This is a genomic window from Burkholderia cepacia, from assembly GCF_001039005.1.
Classification (GTDB): Bacteria; Pseudomonadota; Gammaproteobacteria; order Burkholderiales; family Burkholderiaceae; genus Burkholderia; species Burkholderia theae.
The window spans coordinates 1-16,483 of record NZ_LDWR01000037.1 but is presented as its reverse complement, the minus strand read 5'-3'; the positions used below and the strand labels follow the sequence as shown (position 1 = coordinate 16,483).

15 protein-coding genes are annotated in these 16,483 nt (G+C 69.4%); 6 read left to right on the top strand and 9 right to left on the bottom strand.

The window, feature by feature from the left end:
* Nucleotides 1-108 precede the first annotated feature (108 nt).
* Both VL15_RS20940 and VL15_RS20935 read right to left on the bottom strand, forming a co-directional pair.
* Nucleotides 109-1,035, bottom strand: a complete 927-nt coding sequence (locus VL15_RS20940; RefSeq protein ID WP_155420268.1) for a LysR family transcriptional regulator — start codon at nucleotides 1,033-1,035, stop codon at nucleotides 109-111.
* Nucleotides 1,036-1,122: 87 nt separating this feature from the next.
* Nucleotides 1,123-2,037, bottom strand: a complete 915-nt coding sequence (locus VL15_RS20935; RefSeq protein ID WP_048248219.1) for an NAD(P)/FAD-dependent oxidoreductase — start codon at nucleotides 2,035-2,037, stop codon at nucleotides 1,123-1,125.
* A 140-nt stretch (nucleotides 2,038-2,177) separates the two neighbouring features.
* Here VL15_RS20935 and VL15_RS20930 point away from each other — a divergent pair, with 140 nt between their 5' ends.
* The 4 genes from VL15_RS20930 (at nucleotide 2,178) to VL15_RS20915 (ending at nucleotide 8,057) form a co-directional block, all read left to right on the top strand.
* Nucleotides 2,178-2,618, top strand: coding sequence for an Rrf2 family transcriptional regulator (locus tag VL15_RS20930; RefSeq protein ID WP_048248218.1), 441 nt, complete (start codon nucleotides 2,178-2,180; stop codon nucleotides 2,616-2,618).
* Between the two features lie 260 nt (nucleotides 2,619-2,878).
* The gene (locus tag VL15_RS20925; RefSeq protein ID WP_048248217.1) at nucleotides 2,879-3,457 is read left to right on the top strand and encodes a DUF2760 domain-containing protein; all 579 of its coding nucleotides are present in this window, start codon (nucleotides 2,879-2,881) and stop codon (nucleotides 3,455-3,457) included.
* Nucleotides 3,454-5,295: an Hsp70 family protein gene (locus tag VL15_RS20920; RefSeq protein WP_048248216.1), complete on the top strand. Its 1,842-nt coding sequence runs from the start codon at nucleotides 3,454-3,456 to the stop codon at nucleotides 5,293-5,295. Before VL15_RS20925 ends, VL15_RS20920 begins: the two co-directional genes overlap by 4 nt.
* 5 nt (nucleotides 5,296-5,300) lie before the next feature.
* A complete protein-coding gene (locus VL15_RS20915; RefSeq protein WP_048248215.1) occupies nucleotides 5,301-8,057 on the top strand; it encodes an Hsp70 family protein in 2,757 nt (918 codons plus the stop codon).
* A gap of 135 nt (nucleotides 8,058-8,192) precedes the next feature.
* On the opposite strand, the gene ctlX is transcribed toward VL15_RS20915, so the two are convergent.
* Nucleotides 8,193-9,194, bottom strand: a complete 1,002-nt coding sequence (ctlX, locus tag VL15_RS20910) for a citrulline utilization hydrolase CtlX (RefSeq protein ID WP_048248214.1) — start codon at nucleotides 9,192-9,194, stop codon at nucleotides 8,193-8,195.
* Nucleotides 9,195-9,253: 59 nt separating this feature from the next.
* Complete coding sequence (locus VL15_RS20905) at nucleotides 9,254-10,333, bottom strand: ornithine cyclodeaminase (RefSeq protein ID WP_048248213.1); 1,080 nt, start codon at nucleotides 10,331-10,333, stop codon at nucleotides 9,254-9,256.
* A 294-nt stretch (nucleotides 10,334-10,627) separates the two neighbouring features.
* On the opposite strand from VL15_RS20905, the gene VL15_RS20900 reads away from it, so the two are divergent.
* A complete protein-coding gene (locus tag VL15_RS20900) occupies nucleotides 10,628-11,059 on the top strand; it encodes an Lrp/AsnC family transcriptional regulator (protein WP_048248212.1) in 432 nt (143 codons plus the stop codon).
* Nucleotides 11,060-11,104: 45 nt separating this feature from the next.
* Here VL15_RS20900 and VL15_RS20895 read toward each other — a convergent pair whose 3' ends face one another.
* A complete protein-coding gene (locus tag VL15_RS20895; RefSeq protein WP_048248211.1) occupies nucleotides 11,105-12,028 on the bottom strand; it encodes a LysR family transcriptional regulator in 924 nt (307 codons plus the stop codon).
* A gap of 146 nt (nucleotides 12,029-12,174) precedes the next feature.
* Here VL15_RS20895 and VL15_RS20890 point away from each other — a divergent pair, with 146 nt between their 5' ends.
* Nucleotides 12,175-13,026: an SDR family oxidoreductase gene (locus VL15_RS20890; RefSeq protein ID WP_048248210.1), complete on the top strand. Its 852-nt coding sequence runs from the start codon at nucleotides 12,175-12,177 to the stop codon at nucleotides 13,024-13,026.
* 149 nt (nucleotides 13,027-13,175) lie between these two features.
* On the opposite strand, the gene VL15_RS20885 is transcribed toward VL15_RS20890, so the two are convergent.
* The 4 genes from VL15_RS20885 to VL15_RS20870 all read right to left on the bottom strand — a co-directional run.
* Nucleotides 13,176-13,769 (bottom strand): peroxidase-related enzyme, encoded by a 594-nt coding sequence (locus VL15_RS20885; protein ID WP_048248209.1) that lies wholly within the window; start codon nucleotides 13,767-13,769, stop codon nucleotides 13,176-13,178.
* Nucleotides 13,766-14,296 carry a CMD domain-containing protein gene (locus VL15_RS20880; protein WP_048248208.1) on the bottom strand — a complete coding sequence of 177 codons (531 nt, stop codon included), beginning with the start codon at nucleotides 14,294-14,296 and terminating at the stop codon, nucleotides 13,766-13,768. The genes VL15_RS20885 and VL15_RS20880 overlap by 4 nt, the downstream gene beginning before the upstream one ends.
* 45 nt (nucleotides 14,297-14,341) lie before the next feature.
* A complete protein-coding gene (locus VL15_RS20875; protein WP_048248207.1) occupies nucleotides 14,342-15,784 on the bottom strand; it encodes an NAD(P)-binding domain-containing protein in 1,443 nt (480 codons plus the stop codon).
* The coding region (locus VL15_RS20870) for a LysR substrate-binding domain-containing protein (RefSeq protein ID WP_048248206.1) at nucleotides 15,781-16,483 on the bottom strand (703 nt) is incomplete at its 5' end. The genes VL15_RS20870 and VL15_RS20875, both read right to left, overlap by 4 nt.

Here is a 16,483-nt window from a genome sequence, read left to right as displayed (position 1 = left end):
TGCCGATGCGAACACTGTAGGGCCGTCGCCGCGCGCCGTGTTTAACGGATGCCTAATCCATCATTAAATGCCGTTTAATCGGCCGAATCGCGCGGGCCGTGGCGCGGCTCATGCCTTGCCGCGCCACGGCGGTGGGCTGAGAAACCGCGTCGCGGCTTCGAGAAAAATGCGTTGTCGCGCGGAGCGGCCGGTGCGCGACGGCAGCAGCGCCGTCACCGGCGCGGGCGGCAGGTTCCAGCCGGGCAGCAACCGGACGAGCTTGCCGTTCGCCAGCAGCGGGGCGACGTCCCACTCGGAGCGCTCGACGATCCCGAGCCCGGCCAGCGCCCAATCCGTGATGACGGTGCCGTCGTTGGAGGACAGCGCACCGGTGACGCGGATCACCGTGGCGCGTCGCGGCTCGCCTTTGGCGTCGCCGCTCGGCGAGAAGCGCCAGCGCGGGATGTCCTCGTCGTTCTCGCGCAGGCACAGGCAGTCGTATCGGGCCAGGTCGGACGGATGATTCAGGGCCGTGATGCGGCGCGCGTAAGCGGGGCTCGCGCACAGGAAGCGCTCGTTGGGCGCGAGCGGATACCCGATCCACGACGACGACTTGAGGCTGCCGACGTGGACGACCACGTCGGCCCCCGACGCGCTGGTCAACGGGCTCTCCGACAGGTGGAGCGAGATTTCCAGCTTCGGATGCGCACGCTGCACGTCGCGCACGATCCGGGCGACGTACTTCCGCCCGAAGCCGAGCGGGGCGACGACGCGCAGCGTGCCCTGCACGTCGCCGCGGTCGCCCGCGATGTTGACCGGCAGCGCTTCCACGCGCTCGAGAATGTCGACGGCTTCCTGGTACAGCCGTTGCCCTTCGTCGGTCAGCGCAATGCCTTTCGGCTGCCGCACGGCGAGCCGCGCGTTCAACCGCGCTTCCATCCGCTGCAGCCGAATCGTGACCGCGGGCGGCGTGAGATCGAGCAACCGGGCAGCGGAAGCCAACGAGCGCGACGTGCCGATCGCGCGAACGAGTCGCAGGTCATCGAGGTCGAGCATTTCATGTCTCTTAATGCTGGCGTTGCCGGGCATTAAACCGCACATCACGAAACGAATCCATCGATGCGGCTGCTCGCCTCCTTAGGCTTACGCGTGCAGCCCGAAAATCAGCGACCGGTGCACGCCCACTCCCGCCGCCACCCCCGACGCCGACGCGAACGTCGCATTGGTCATCAGGCTCGACGCGTCGCCGGCCGCATATACGCCGGCGACGCTCGTCTGCTTCCACGTGTCGACGCGAATCGCGGCGCCGAGCGGCCCTTCGTCGAACGCACAGCCGAGCTGTTGCGCGAGATCGCTGGCCATCACCGTGCGCGCGCCGACGAACAGCGCATCGATCGGCACGACCTGTCCGTCGGCGAGCCGCAACGCGTCGATCCGCGGCGCATCGCCGAGGATCTCGACGACCGGCGAGCGCTCGATGCGCACGCCGCGCGCGTCGAGCAACGCGGCTTCTTCTTCATTCGCGTCGACCACGCCCTGCGTGAACCACGTCGTCGGGCCCCAGTCCGGAATCAGGATCGCCTGATGCACGGACAGCGGATGCGTGGCCAGCACGCCGAGCTGCCGGCCGCTCACCTCGAAGCCATGGCAATACGGACAGTGCAGCACGCTGATGCCCCAGCGTTCCGCGAGCCCCGGCAGCGCGGGCAGTTCGTCGCGGATGCCGGTCGCGAGTATCAGCCGGTCGGCGCTCGCGCGGCTGCCGTCCGACAGCGTCACGTGGAAGCGGCCGTCCGCATCGCGCTCGGCCGTGCGCGCCTCGCCTTCGATCCGCTGCACGGTCGGATACGCGGCAAGCTGCGCGGCGGCGTCGGCAACGATCTGCGCGGGCGGCTTGCCGTCCTGCCCGAAAAAGCCGTGCGCGTGTTCCGCAAAGCGATTGCGCGGCCGGCCGGCGTCGATCACGAGCACGCGGCGTCGCGCCCGCGCAAGCTGCATCGCGGCCGACAGCCCTGCAAAGCTGCCGCCGATCACGATCACTTCATGATGGGTATGCATGCACCAACTCCTTTCCTGAATATACGTGGATGACGACGTGTCCCGCTGGCGGCCAACTCATGAAACACGTGAAGTTGCATGATAGGACGATGGTATCATTCATGCAACTTCAGAAGTTTCGAGAGAGGGGAGTCCCGCCCGTGAGAACCGACAGCCGTTTGTCGCGCATGCTGCATGCGCTGATCCACATGGACCAGGCCGACGGTCCGCTGACGTCGGAGGCGATCGCGACGATGCTGTGCACGAATCCGGTCGTCGTGCGGCGCCTGCTCGGCGGCTTGCGCGACTGCGGTTACGTGCAGTCGGAGAAAGGGCACGGCGGCGGCTGGGTGCTGAGCGTCGCGCTCGACGACATCACGCTGCTCGACGTCTATCGCGCGGTGGGCGCGCCGCCGCTGTTCTCCGATCTGGTGCCCGAGGACGAGCCCGAATGTCTGGTCGAACAGGCGGTCAACGCGCATCTGTCGGCCACGCTTAAGGATGCCGAAGCGTCGCTGCTGGCACGCTTCGGCGAAGTCACGCTCGGCATGCTGTCGCGCGATTTCGAAACGAAGGCCGCGCTGCGGGGCTATACGCGCTGACGCGCCGCAGCATCGCGATCGATCGCGCCTGACGTGCAATCCGGTACGATCCGCCGCGGCCGAAACCGTCGCGCCGCGATGTTCTGTCCCCCAACTTCTGCCCGGTTCGCCCGCCACAGGGCAAAATACGGGTTTTCCGCACCCGCGAGGGCGCGACCGAATCACGCGCCGGGCGGCGCCAGTGCGCATCGCGCACGCCGCTGCCCGGCGCCCAGGCAAGATCGCTCGCCGTGTCGCGAGCCCACAGGAGTCCAGACCCCATGCCCGAATCCAACCTGTCCTTCTTCGGCCGGCTGTCGCTTGCCGTCGGCACGTTCTTCTCCGTGCTCGGCAACCGCGAGTTCGCGGCCGGCGTGCTGCGCGTGCGCGACGGCGCCCCGGCACCGGTCGCGCCGGCACCGGCCGCGGCGCCCGTGGCACCCGCGCCCGTGAAGGCGCCGGCGCCCGAGCTGCGCGAAGCAAGCCCGCAGGCCGCGCTGCAACTGCTCGGCCTGCTGCAGCGCGATGCGCGCTTCATCGACTTCGTCGAGGAAGACATCGCCGGCTACGCGGACGCCGAGATCGGCGCGGCCGCACGCCTCGTGCACGATGGCTGCCGCGCCGCATTGCGCGAACACTTCACGATCGTGCCGGTGCGCGATGAGGCCGAAGGCAGCCGCGTGACGCTGCCGGCCGGCTTCGACGCGACGGCCGTGCGCGTGACGGGCAACGTGGTCGGCTCGGCGCCGTTTACGGGCACCGTCAGCCATCGCGGCTGGCGCGTGGCCGACGTACGCCTGCCGAAGCTGACGGGCAGCCACGACGCATCGGTGGTCGCACCGGCGGAGGTGGAACTGTGAGCGATCCGCGCTATTCGATCGGTATCGACCTCGGTACCACCCATTGCGCGCTGTCGTATGTCGACAGCGCCGCGAGCGACGGCGAAAAGATCACGCAGCAGGTGCTGCCGATCGCGCAGCTCACCGCGCCCGGCGCGCTGGAATCGCGCGACCTGCTGCCGTCGTTCCTCTATCTGCCGCATGAAAGCGAACTGACGCAGGGCGATCTGACGCTGCCGTGGACGGCATCGCGCGCATTTGCAGTCGGCGAGATGGCGCGCACCCGCGGCGCGGGCACGCCGATCCGCCTCGTGTCGAGCGCGAAAAGCTGGCTGTGCCACGCGGGCGTCGACCGCCGCGCGGCGATCCTGCCGAGCGATGCGCCGCCCGAGGTGGCGCGCGTGTCGCCGCTGGAAAGCTCGATCCGCTACCTGACGCACCTGCGCGAAGCGTGGGACCACGCGCACCCCGACGCGCCGTTCGCCGACCAGGACGTGACGGTCACGATCCCCGCGTCGTTCGACCCGGCCGCGCGTGAACTGACGGCCGAGGCCGCGCGCGCCGCCGGCTATTCGCGGATGACGCTGCTCGAGGAGCCGCAGGCCGCGCTCTACAGCTGGATCCAGAAGAGCCAGGGCGGCTGGCGCAAGCAGGTGCAGGTCGGCGACCTGATCCTGTGCGTCGACGTCGGCGGCGGCACGACCGACCTGTCGCTGATCGCGGTGGTCGAGCGCGACGGCAATCTCGAACTCCATCGCGTGGCGGTCGGCGAGCACATCCTGCTCGGCGGCGACAACATGGATCTCGCGCTGGCGCACATCGTCGCGCGCAAGCTCGCGCAGCAGGGCACGCAGGCCGATCCGTGGCAACTGCGCGCACTCACGTACGCGTGCCGCGCCGCGAAGGAAACGCTGCTGTCCGATCCGTCGACCGACGCGGTGCCGCTCGTCGTGCCGAGCCGCGGCTCGAAGCTGATCGGCGGTTCGATCCGCACCGAGCTCACGCGCGCGGAACTCACGCAGACGATCCTCGAAGGCTTCTTCCCGCAGGTCGACGCAGCGGCGCGCCCGGTGAGCCGCGCGCGCGTCGGCCTGACGCAGCTCGGCCTGCCGTATGCGCAGGACGCGGGCATCACGCGCCATCTCGCGGCGTTCCTCGGCCGCCAGGTCGCGGCGCTCGACACGCTCGAAGGCGTGCAGCGCACGCTGCCGCAGGGCGCGACGTTCCTGCATCCGACGGCCGTGTTGTTCAACGGCGGCGTGTTCAAGTCGACGCTGCTCACGCAGCGCGTGCTCGATACGCTCAATAGCTGGCTTGCCGCTGAAAGCGCGCCGCCCGCGCGCCTGCTCGAAGGCGCGGATCTCGATCTCGCGGTCGCGCGCGGCGCGGCTTATTACGGCTACGTGAAGCGCGGTCGTGGCGTGCGGATTCGCGGCGGCACGGCGCGCGCGTACTACGTCGCGATCGAATCGGCGATGCCGGCGGTGCCGGGGCTCGAACCGCCGGTGCAGGCGCTGTGCGTCGCGCCGTTCGGGATGGAGGAAGGCTCGGACGCGGCGTTGCCGCCGCAGGAGTTCGGCCTCGTCGTCGGCGAACCGGTGCAGTTCCGCTTCTTCGGTTCGTCGGTGCGACGCCAGGACCAGGTCGGCACACTGCTCGACTACTGGTCGGCGGAAGAGCTGCAGGAGCTCGAGGAAATCCAGGCGACGCTGCCCGCGGAAGGGCGCACGGTCGGCGAGATCGTGCCGGTGAAGCTGCATGCGCGCGTGACCGAAGCCGGCACGCTCGAACTCGAGGCGATCCCGAGCGGCACGAACGAGCGCTGGAAGGTCGAGTTCGACGTGCGCGGCGCCGCCTGAGCACGATGAAGCGCTATACGGTCGGCATCGACCTCGGCACGAGCAATACGGTCGTCGCATACGTCGAGGCCGGGTCCGATGCGATCCGCGTATTCGACGTCGAGCAACTGGTCGGCCCCGGCGCGGTGGCCGCGCAGCCGCTGCTGCCGTCGGTGCGTTATCACCCGGCGGCGGGCGAACTGCCGCCGGACGCGCTGCGGTTGCCGTGGGCGGGTGGCGAGCACGCGAAAGCGAAGGCAAACGCGGTTGAAGCACCGCCGGCCGTGATCGGCCGTTACGCGCGCACGCTCGGCGCGCAGGTGCCGGGCCGCCTCGTGTCGAGCGCGAAGAGCTGGCTGTCGCACGCGTCGGTCGACCGGCTCGCGGCGATCCTGCCGTGGGGCGCGGCCGACGGCGTCGACAAGGTGTCGCCGGTCGATGCGAGCGCGAGTTATCTCGCGCACGTGCGCGATGCGTGGGACGCCCGTTTTCCCGACGCGCCGCTCGCGAAGCAGGACGTGATCCTGACGGTGCCCGCGTCGTTCGACGACGGCGCACGCGCATTGACGGTCGAGGCCGCACGGCGCGCGAAGCTGCCCGCGCTGCGGCTGCTGGAAGAGCCGCAGGCCGCGTTCTACGACTGGCTGTACGGGCAGCGCGAGTCGTTGCGCGACACGTTCGCCGATGCGCGGCGCGTGCTGATCTGCGACGTCGGCGGCGGCACGACCGATCTCACGCTCGTCGATGTCGCGCCGGGCGATGACGGCGAGCCGACCTTCACGCGCGTCGGCGTCGGCAACCACCTGATGCTCGGCGGCGACAACATGGACCTCGCGCTCGCGCGCCTGGTCGAGACGCGGCTGACCGAGCCCGGCACGCGGCTGTCGGCCGCGAGCCTGTCGCAGCTCGTCGAACGCTGCCGCGCGGCGAAGGAGCGGCTGCTTGGCGACGACGCGCCGGCGTCCGTCACCGTCACGCTGCTCGGCGCGGGCAGCAAGCTCGTCGGCGGCGCGCGCTCGGCCGAGCTGACGCGGCAGGAAGTCGAGCAGATCGTCGTCGACGGTTTCTTTCCGCAGGTCGAGGCCGGCGAGCTGCCGCGCCGCGCGCGGGCCGCGATCGTCGAATTCGGCTTGCCGTATGCGAGCGACCCGGCCGTCACGCGGCACGTCGCCGCGTTCCTGAATCGTCATGCGGAAGGCCCGCTGCCCGACACGCTGCTGCTCAACGGCGGTGTGTTCCGCGCGGGCGCGCTCGCCGGCCGTCTCGCGCAGACGCTCGGCGCGTGGCGCGGCGCGCCGCTCGACGTGCTGCACAACGCGCATCCGGACGTGGCGGTCGCGCGCGGCGCGGTGGCCTACGGGCTCGCGCGCGCCGGGCATGCGCCGCGCATCGGTGGCGGCTCCGCGCGCAGTTATTTCCTTGTGCTCGACGACGGCGCCGTCGATTCGGCCGCGCGCGGCGTCTGCCTGCTGCCGCGCGGGGCGGAAGAGGGCCGCGAGATCCGGCTCGAGGATCGTACCTTCGCGCTGCAACTCGGGCAGCCGGTGCGTTTCCACCTCGTGTCGACGGTGGCCGAGACCGCGTATCGGCCCGGTGATCTCGTCGCGCTCGATGGCGGCGATTTCGTGCGCTTGCCGCCGATCGCGACGGTCGTCGACCGGCAGGCGGGCAGCGATGCGCGCGAAACGCCGGTGAAGCTCACCGCGTCGCTGACCGAGGTCGGCACGCTCGAAATGCATTGCATCGCGACCGACGACGCGGCGCGCCGCTGGCGGCTCGAATTCCAGTTGCGCGGCGACGCGCCGTCGCATGACGGCGACGCTGCGCTCGCGCGGCATCCGCGGCTCGATCAAGCCATCGAGCTGATCGAGCGCTCGTTCGGCAGCAAGGCCGCGGACGTCACGCCGAAGGACACGCGCCGGTTGCGCGCGCAGCTCGAACACGTGCTCGGCGCACGCGACGAGTGGGACGTCACGCTCGCGCGCGAACTGTTCGACGCGTTGTTCGCGCGTGCACGGCGACGCCGGCGCTCGGCCGATCACGAGCGTGCATGGCTGAATCTCGCCGGCTATTGCCTGCGCCCGGGTTTCGGCCATCCGCTCGACGCATGGCGCATCGAGCAGCTGTGGCCGTTGTTCGACGACGGGATTCAATACGTGAACGACGCGCAGGTGTGGTCCGAGTGGTGGACGCTGTGGCGGCGCGTGGCAGGCGGCCTCGACGACGACGCGCAGACGCAGGTGCGCGACGCGATCGCGTTCCTCGAACCGTCCGACGACAAGCGGCGCAAGCTGCCGTTCGATCCGGGCAAGGTCGGCCCGGCCGACATGACGCGCTTGTCCGCATCGCTCGAACGGCTGCCCGTCGAGCGCAAGGTCGAGCTGGCCGAGCGTCTGATCGCGCAATTGCAGAAGCCGGCCGAGCGTGCGCTGTGCGCATGGGCGCTCGGGCGCATCGGTGCGCGCCGGCCGTTCTACGGCAGCGCGCACAGTGTCGTGCCTGCGGAAGTCGCCAATGGCTGGCTCGACGCGCTGTTCGCGCTCGACTGGAAGCAGGTCGAGCCGGCCGCGTTCGCGGCCGCGCAGATTGCGCGGATGACCGGCGACCGTTCGCGCGACCTGCCGGACGAGATGCGCGAAGCGGTGATCAAGCGTCTGTCGGCTGCGAATGCGTCGGCGGCCTGGATCGACATGGTGCGCGAAGCGATCGCGTTCGACGAAGCCGACACGGTACGTGTGTTCGGCGAAACGCTGCCGGCGGGGTTGAAGCTGCTGGCTGGGTAAGCGGCGCGGCGGGCGTCGGTATCGTTCGGATACCGGAGCATTCTTGAATGCGTCGCCGCATCGATGTCCTTCGAATACGAAAACGGCTGCCGTTGCATCGCATCGGCAGCCGTTTGCGTTTTGCCGGCCTGCCGGTCAGACCTGCGGCGTCGTCTCGCGCGGCGATGCGGCCGATTCCACGGCGATCACGTCCGGCATGCTTGCCCGCCGCGCGAGATGAATGCCCGCGAGCATGCAGCGCACCGATCCGCCGGCCAGTTCGATCGTCGGCACGTCGAGCGGCAGCAGCCGCGCGGAGCGTTCGATCGTCGCGCGCTGGTCGGCCGTGAGGCAATCGAACGCGCGCCGCGACAGCGCGAGCACGCGCCCGTCCTTGCCCGACAATTCCAGCGTATTGCCCGCGAAGTTCGCGATCTGCGATTGATCGAGCGCGATCACCGTGCGACCCGTTTCGGTCAGGCGGCGCGCGATCTCGTCGCGGCGCCGGCGGTCGGCGATCAGGTCGAGGCCGACCATCGCGAACTCGGTCGCGACGCTCATCATCACGTTCGTGTGATAGATCGGGCGCCCGTCGGCATCGGCCGTATCGAAGCAGATCGGCTCGAAATTGAAGTGTGTGCAGAAGCGTTCGAGCGCGACCGGATCGGCGCGGCGCGACCGCGCGGTGTACGCGATGCGCGCGACGTGATCGAGCACCATCGCGCCCGTGCCTTCCAGGAAGACATCGTCGTATTCGAGGCCCGAATAGTCGATGACGTCCTGCACGCGATACTCGGCCTTCAGCATCTCGATGACGTCCGCGCGCCGCTCGCGGCGGCGGTTCGGGCTGTGCATCGGATACAGCGCGACGTGGCCGCCCGGATGCGTCGAGAACCAGTTGTTCGGGAACACGGAGTCGGGCGTGTCGCGCTCGCCGTGGTCGTCGAACACGTGCACGCGCACGCCCGCATCGGCGAGCGTCCGCGCGGCTGCCGTGACTTCGTCGCGCGCGGCGGCGGACACCGTTGACGTGTCTCCCGCGCCACCGGCGGCCGTGCGCTGGAACGCGTTGTCGGCCGCGGTCTGCGGGTTCGGCAGGAAACGATGCGGCCGGATCATCACGACGGCGGCCGGCGCCTGGATCGATACGAGATTCATGGAAGACAGGGGCGAGAGGCAGGGAGCCGGGCGGCGCACGGGCCGCCCGGGGATGACGGTCAGCGCGCGAACGCGGCGACGGCTTCGGTCACGAACGTCGCGTGACCCTGCGCGATCGCGGCCGGGTCATCGATCAGCGCGAACAGGTTCTTCGGGTCGACGGCCGGCGGAATCAGCGCGATCTCGACGCCTGCGTTGTGCTGCTGCGCGAGCGCATACAGGTAGCGCAGCGCCGAGTAATCCTCGAGCGCGAAGCCGACCGAGTCGAACACCGTGACCTCGTTCGCGCGTTCGCGGCCGGTCGTTTCTCCCTGCAGCACGCGCCACAGTTCGGTGACGGGGAAATCGGCCGGCATCTGCTGGATCTCGCCCTCGATGCGCGACTGCGGTTCGAATTCGACGAACACGCGGCCCGCGTGCAGCACACCCGCTTCGAGTTCGGTCTTGCCGGGGCAATCGCCGCCGACCGCGTTCAGATGCATGCCGGGCTCGATCATGTCGGCCGTGACGATCGTCGCGTACGCCTTGTCGGCGGTGACGGTCGTCACGATGTCGGCGCCGCGCACGGCGTCGGCGGTCGACGCGGCACGCACGACACGCAATTCAGGGTACGCGGCGAGGTTTTGCACGAGCTTGTCGGTCGCGAGCGGATCGACGTCGAACACGCGGATTTCGTCGATGCCGAGCAGCGTGTGGAACGCGATTGCCTGGAATTCGCTCTGCGCGCCGTTGCCGATCAGCGCCATCGTGCGCGAGTCGGGCCGTGCCAGTGCCTGCGCGGCGAGCACCGACGTCGCGGCCGTGCGCAGCGCGGTCGTCAGCGTGAGTTCCGCGAGCAGCAGCGGGTAGCCGGTATCGACTTCGGCGAGCGCGCCGAACGCCATCACCGTATGCATCCCGCGCGCCGCGTTGACGGGGTGGCCGTTCACATACTTGAACGCGAACAGCGACGCGTTCGCGACGGGCATCAGTTCGATCACGCCGTCGCGCGAGTGGCATGCGACGCGCGGCGACTTGTCGAAATCGGCCCAGTGCAGGTAATCGGCGCGCAGCGTGTCGACGAGTTCGCGCAGGAACGTCGTGACGCCGGTCTTGGCGATCAGTCGGGCGGTGGCGGGAACGTCGAGGAAGCGAGTCATCGGTCTGTCTCCATTATCTGTGCCGGTACGGGTGTCCTGGCATTCCGGTCGACCGGGCGATGCTTCGGCACGGGCGCGGGCTTGCTGAAAGCGGCGGCGCGGCATAGTCGGCCGGTCGATGGAGTCATTATTTCCGTGAGTCGAGCCAACAAAAAGACAGCAAAAGTGGCAGATTTCTCGATAGACTTGGCAGAATGCCAGCCGATTCCGGCACTTTGTCAGATTCGCGCTGGCCGGAATGCGCGGTCTCCGGCACGCTGGCGGCCGGCTCACGCTCAACAGGAAGGCCCGCTCATGATCACGCTCGACGACGTCGACCGGCAGCTCATCGCACTGCTGCGCGACAACGCGCGACTGCCCGTCGTCGCGCTGGCGAAGGAACTGCGCGTTGCGCGCGCGACCGTGCAGAACCGGCTGACGCGGCTGGAGAAAAACGGCGTGATCGTCGGTTATACGGTGCGGCTCAAGCCGGCGGCCGAACGCCACCGGATCCGCGCGCTGATGTCGATCGCGGTGCAGGGCAATCGCGGCGCCGAGATGGTGAAGGTGCTGCGCGGGCATCCGAACGTCGCGTCGATCCACAGCACCAACGGGCGCTGGGATCTCGTCGCCGAGCTGCATGCCGATTCGCTCGAGCATTTCGATCGCGTGCTCGGCGCGATCCGGCTGATCGACGGCATCGCGAGTACCGAGACGAGCATTCTGCTGTCGACGCACAAGGCGTAACGCGCGGCGGCCCGCGTCGGGAAACCACCCGCCTGTCGATCCCCGTCAACCGAACGTATCGACGCGCGCCCGCCAGTCGCTTCGCGAAAACGACTCCGTCAGAAACTCGACGAACGCACGCACCTTCGGCGGCGTGAGGCGCGCATGCGCGTAGTACACGTAGATCGTGCCGGCCATCGCCGGATAGCGCGTGAGCACGCGCACGAGCCGGCCTTCGTCCAGATGCGGCAGCACATGATGTGCGCCGAGCCGCGCGAGCCCCATGCCTGCCACGGCCGCATCGCAGATGGCGTCCAGATCGGTCAGCACGATGCGTCCATCGATCGGGACCGTCACCGTTTCGCCATTCATCGTGAATGCCCAGTCGCGCATCCGGCCCGTCGTCGCGGAGCGCAAGCGGATGCAGTCGTGGCGCGACAGGTCGGCGAGCGTCGCCGGTTCGCCGTGCTTCGCCAGATACGCGGGGGAGGCGACGGTCAGCAACCTGATCGGCACCAGCTCGCGCGCGACGACGTTTGCGTTGTCCTCGACGCCCGAGCCGATCGCGGCGTCGAAGCCTTCCTTGACCAGATCGACGTGGCGGTTCTCGAGGCTCCAGTCGAGCCGGAGGTCCGGATAGCGTTCGAGAAACGCCGGCATCAGCGGCAACACGTACTGGCGCCCGAACCCCGGCGCGATGCTGATGCGCAGCGTGCCGGCGGGACGCGCGTCGCGCTCGGTCAGCGTCGCCATCGCCCGGCTCAGCGCGCCGGCCGCCGCCGACGTTTCCGCGTACAGCCGTTCGCCGGCCTCCGTCAGCGTGAGGCTGCGCGTCGTGCGGCGGAACAGCCGCGTACCGAGGCTGCGCTCCAGTTTCGCGACATGCTTGCTGACGGCCGCGGGCGTGACGCCCAGCCGGCTGGCCGCCGCGGAGAAACTGCCGGCTTCCACGGTCCGGAGAAAGCTTTCCAGCACACGCAGATCGTTCATGGCGATTCGATCGAAAGCGTTGAAATTAATTCGACGCATTATGGACTATTCGGCATGAATGAGCGCGACTAGGATGAGGCCGGTCGTGTCGTGTTCCGCGGTTCGGCACTACGGCGCGCATTCCATTGGCGATCAGGAGGCACATCATGTCCCACACCATTCTCGTGACCGGCGCGACCGGGACGATCGGGCGCGAACTCGTCGCGCAACTGAAGGCGGCCGGCGCGCAAGTGATCGCCAGCTCGAACAGCGGCAGGGCGGTCGAAGGCGTCGAAACGCGTCGCGCGGATCTTGCCGACGTCGCGAGCCTGACGCGTGCGTTCCAGGGCGTCGACACGCTGTTCCTGTTGCTGCCGTTGCAGGCCGACATGGTGACGCTGGCCGGCAATGCGGTCGCGGCGGCCAGGGCGGCTGGCGTCTCGCACATCGTCCGCTCGTCGGGCGCGGGTGCCGATGCCGCGTCGTCGATCGCGATCGGGCGCGTGCAAGGCGAGATCGACCGGCTCGTGACGGAGTCGGGTATCGCGTACACGATCACGCGGCCCAACTGCTTCATGCAGAACTTCGTGACGTACTACGCGGGCATGATTCGCGGGCGCGCGCTGTATCTGCCGCAGGGCGACGGGAAGGTGTCGTTCGTCGACGTGCGCGACATCGCCGCCGTCAATGCGACGATCCTGCGGCACCCGGCCGATCATGCGGGCCGGATCTACGAGCTGACGGGCGGCGAAGCACTGTCGAACGCCGATGTGGCCGCACGGATCGGCACGGCGCTCGGGCGCAAGGTCGCGTATGTGCCGGTGACGGACGATGCGGCGATCGAATCCATGCGCGCAGCGGGTGCCGACGCGTGGTCAATCGATGCGCTGATGAGCCTGAATCGGATGATCGCGGCCGGCCAGACGGCGGCCGTCAGCGCCGACGTGCAGGCGCTGCTCGGACGGGCGCCGATCGGGTTCGAGCGGTTCGTTGCGGATTACGTTGAAAGCTGGCGCTGAGTGGAGTAGAAGCCGCTTTTTGCTGCGACTTCCGCAGCGGTACGCGCGATGCCCGTCGGGGTCGCGCGTTTTGCATCGTCGACGCATCGCACGATCGATGTGCCGGGCGACGCCCGGGCAGCGTATGCCGCCCGGTGTGCGTCGCTGTGTCAGGCGTCGATTGCCGGCTCCGGAAACACCGGCTCGCCGAGCGTCAGCATCAACCGGTTCGCCCACGCGAAGATCGCGACGGCGTGCGACAGATCGAGGATCTCCTCATGCGTGAGCCCTTCGGCTTCAAGCGCGGCGATGTCGTTCGCGTCGACCGCGTCGGGCCGCTCGGTCAGCGCAATCGCGTAGCGCACGATCGCGCGTTCGCGTGCCGTCGTGCCGGCCGTCGCAGGATCGTCGAACACCTGCTCGATCACATCGGTGCGTTTCGCGAGCTGCGCGAAGCGCTGCGCGTGTACCGACGCGCAATACACGCAACCGTTCACGCGCGACACGGCCGTGCTGGCCAGCTCGCGCTCCGCACGCGACAGCCCGCCGGGGCCGTACATGATCGCGTTGAACACGCCCGAGCGCTGCCGCAGGATCTCGGGCAGGTGGACGAGCAGCAGGTAATAGTCGGAGGTCTTCGCGTGCGGGTGGCTCGCTTCGAGCACGGTCAGCTGATCGGGCGTCGCGACATCGAGCGATACGGTGTCGAGCCACGCGCGCCAGCCGAGCGTGTCGGATGTGAAGCCGTGCGTGGTCGTCGTCATGCGGCCTCCCTGGCGGCGCGCGCCTGAAGCGCTTGCGCAGCTGCCGCGACGCGCAGCTGGTACGCGACGAATGCAACGAGCTGCGACAGCGCGACGATCGCGGGCGTCGTGAGGCCGGCCGATTTCAGCGCATCGAGATCGGCGGGGCGCGCATCGATGGGTGCCAGTGCCAACAGCCGTGCATGAGTGAGGATCGCGCTGAGGCGCTGGGGAAGCGCGTCGAATGCGTCGGTTTCCGCGCGTGCGATGTCCTCGGCGGTGTCGCCCGCATCGAGCAGCCGCGTGCGGTATGTCGAGGCCAATGCATCGGCGTTCGACTTCAACGCGACATACCGCGCCGCATGCAGTCTTTCGATCAGCGAAAGATCAGGCAACGCGGGATCGAACAGCGCGACTTCGCTCAGCCGCGTATGGAGCAGTACCTTGTCGCGTGCGCGACGCAGCGCGGCCACCGCATCGCCGTCGTGCAGGCCGGCCACCGCGTCGATCGTATCCGGCACACCAGCCGGAATGATGGATTCAGTCATCGTTTCGATTTCCCTTCGTCGTTGATGTGTTCGATGGCCGCGCGCTCACGCATCCGCGTCGCGCCATTCGTCGCCTTGCAACTCGGCGTTCGCGTATGCAACGAGCGCGTCGTAATGGCGGTCGCGATCGGCGTCGAACAGCCGGCTCGCGATGCCGCGCGCGAGCCGCTTCGCGCCCGCGCTGATGGCCGGAATATCGCCGGACAGCTTGCCGTGGCTCAGGCTTGCCGCATGGTTGAAGCAATGGATCCGCGTGACGGCTTCGCACGCGCCGGGCTCGCGCTCCTGGAACGCGAACGCGGGGCCGAGATCGGGCGACTCGGCGAGTTCGTCGAGCCACGTGCCCGGCTCCGGGCGATAGCGATCCTTCCAGCGCCGCACGTGCGCGCCGAACGACGCGAATTCCGCGCGTGTCGTCCAGTCCGAATGAAAGCCCGTCGCGAAGATCAGGAAGTCGACGGGATAGCGCCCGCGCGGCGTCGTCACGTCGAGGCCGTCCGGATGATCGGCGAGCGTCTCGATCGGGCTACCCGCGTGAAAGTGCGCGTGCGCGTGGCGCGACACGCGAAGCACGCTGTCGCGCGGCGGCGGCGTTTGCGACGTCAACGCGTAGTGCATGAAGCGCCACTTCGTCGCGTCGTCGAGATCGGCGTAACCGTGCACGAGGCCCGGGCTGCCGATGCCCGTCAGCTTGTTGATGCGCGGAATGTCCGCGCGGCGGAAGAACAGGTCGACGCGCGCCGCGCCGGCTTCGAGCGCGGTGCCCGCGTTGTCGAACGCGGAGGCACCCGCGCCGACCACGCCGACCCGCTTGCCCGCGAGCGCCGCGAAGTCGATCGGCTCGGACGAGTGCGCCCAGCGCGTGCGCGGTGCGCGTTGTGCAACGGGCGGCACGTACGGGCCGCCGAGCCCGTCGCGGCCGGTCGCGAGCACGACATGCCGGGCGAGCAGGGTCTGCGCTTCGCCATTGCCGCGCACGTCGAGCGCGAGCAGCCCGTCGTCGCGCGGGCGCAGCGCGACGAGCGTGGTGTCGTTGCGCACCTGCAGGTCGAGCACGCGCCGATACCAGCGCAGGTAATCCATCCATTGCGTGCGCGGGATCTTGTAGAGCGCGTCCCATGCGTCGCGGCCGTATTGCGCTTCGAACCACGCGCGGAACGTCAGCGCGGGCAGCCCGAGCGCGGGGCCCGTGAGCTGCTTCGGCGAGCGCAGCGTGTCCATCCGCGCGAACGTGACCCACGGCCCTTCGTAGCCGGCCGGCGCACGGTCGATCACGCACTGGTTGTCGATGCCGAGCAGGCGCAGTTCGGCGGACGCCGCGAGCCCCGCCATGCCGCCGCCGACGATCGCGACGTCGAGCACGCGCGCGCCGTCGGCTTCGCGCGGCGGCACCCACGACGGCGCGGGCAGGTCGAGCCAGCGCAGGTCCTGCGCGAGCCGCGCTTCAAGGGCGTCGAGTGCGTTGAGTGAGTTGAGCGGCGTCGTCATGCGGCCTCCGGGCGCGTGCGGCGTGCGCGTGTCGTGCGAGCCGGACGATCGCTGCGCAGCCGGTCGCCGCGCAGCAGCGCGTCGTGCGCGGCGGCTTCGTGAAAGACCACGTCGTCGAGCAGTGCGCGCGTCGTGCGGTGCAGTGCATCGAGCAGCGCATCGACGGCGGCGGTGCGCGCCTTGCCGGCCGGCGTTGCGACGCCGAACGCGAACGGGATGTCGACGTCGAGCGGGCGCGCGACGACGCCGTCCACCGGCAGCGCGACGCCCGTGGCCGGATCGACGATGCCGATCCCGATGCCCGCGCGTGCGGCCATCACCGCATTCAGCGACGCGTTGGTTTCGATGAACACGCGCGCATCGACGCGCGCTGCCGCGAACGCCGCGTCGATCCGCTGGCGCAGCCGGTGCCGGTTCGCGACGGTGACGATGCGGCGGCGCGCGAGATCGCGTAGCGCGATGCGCGGCTTCGCGGCGAGCGGGTCGCCGGCGGGCAACACGGCGACGCACGGTGTTTGCGCGATCCAGTGCACGTCGAGCCCCGCATGCGCCATCGGCAGCGTGACGACGCCGACGTCGGCCGTGCCGCCCAGCACCTCGTGCACGACATGCTCGGCCGATTCGCTGCGCAACTGATAGTGCGGCGCATGCGGGGCTCGACGTGCACTGGATCGCGCAAACACCGTGCGTCGCCGTGTT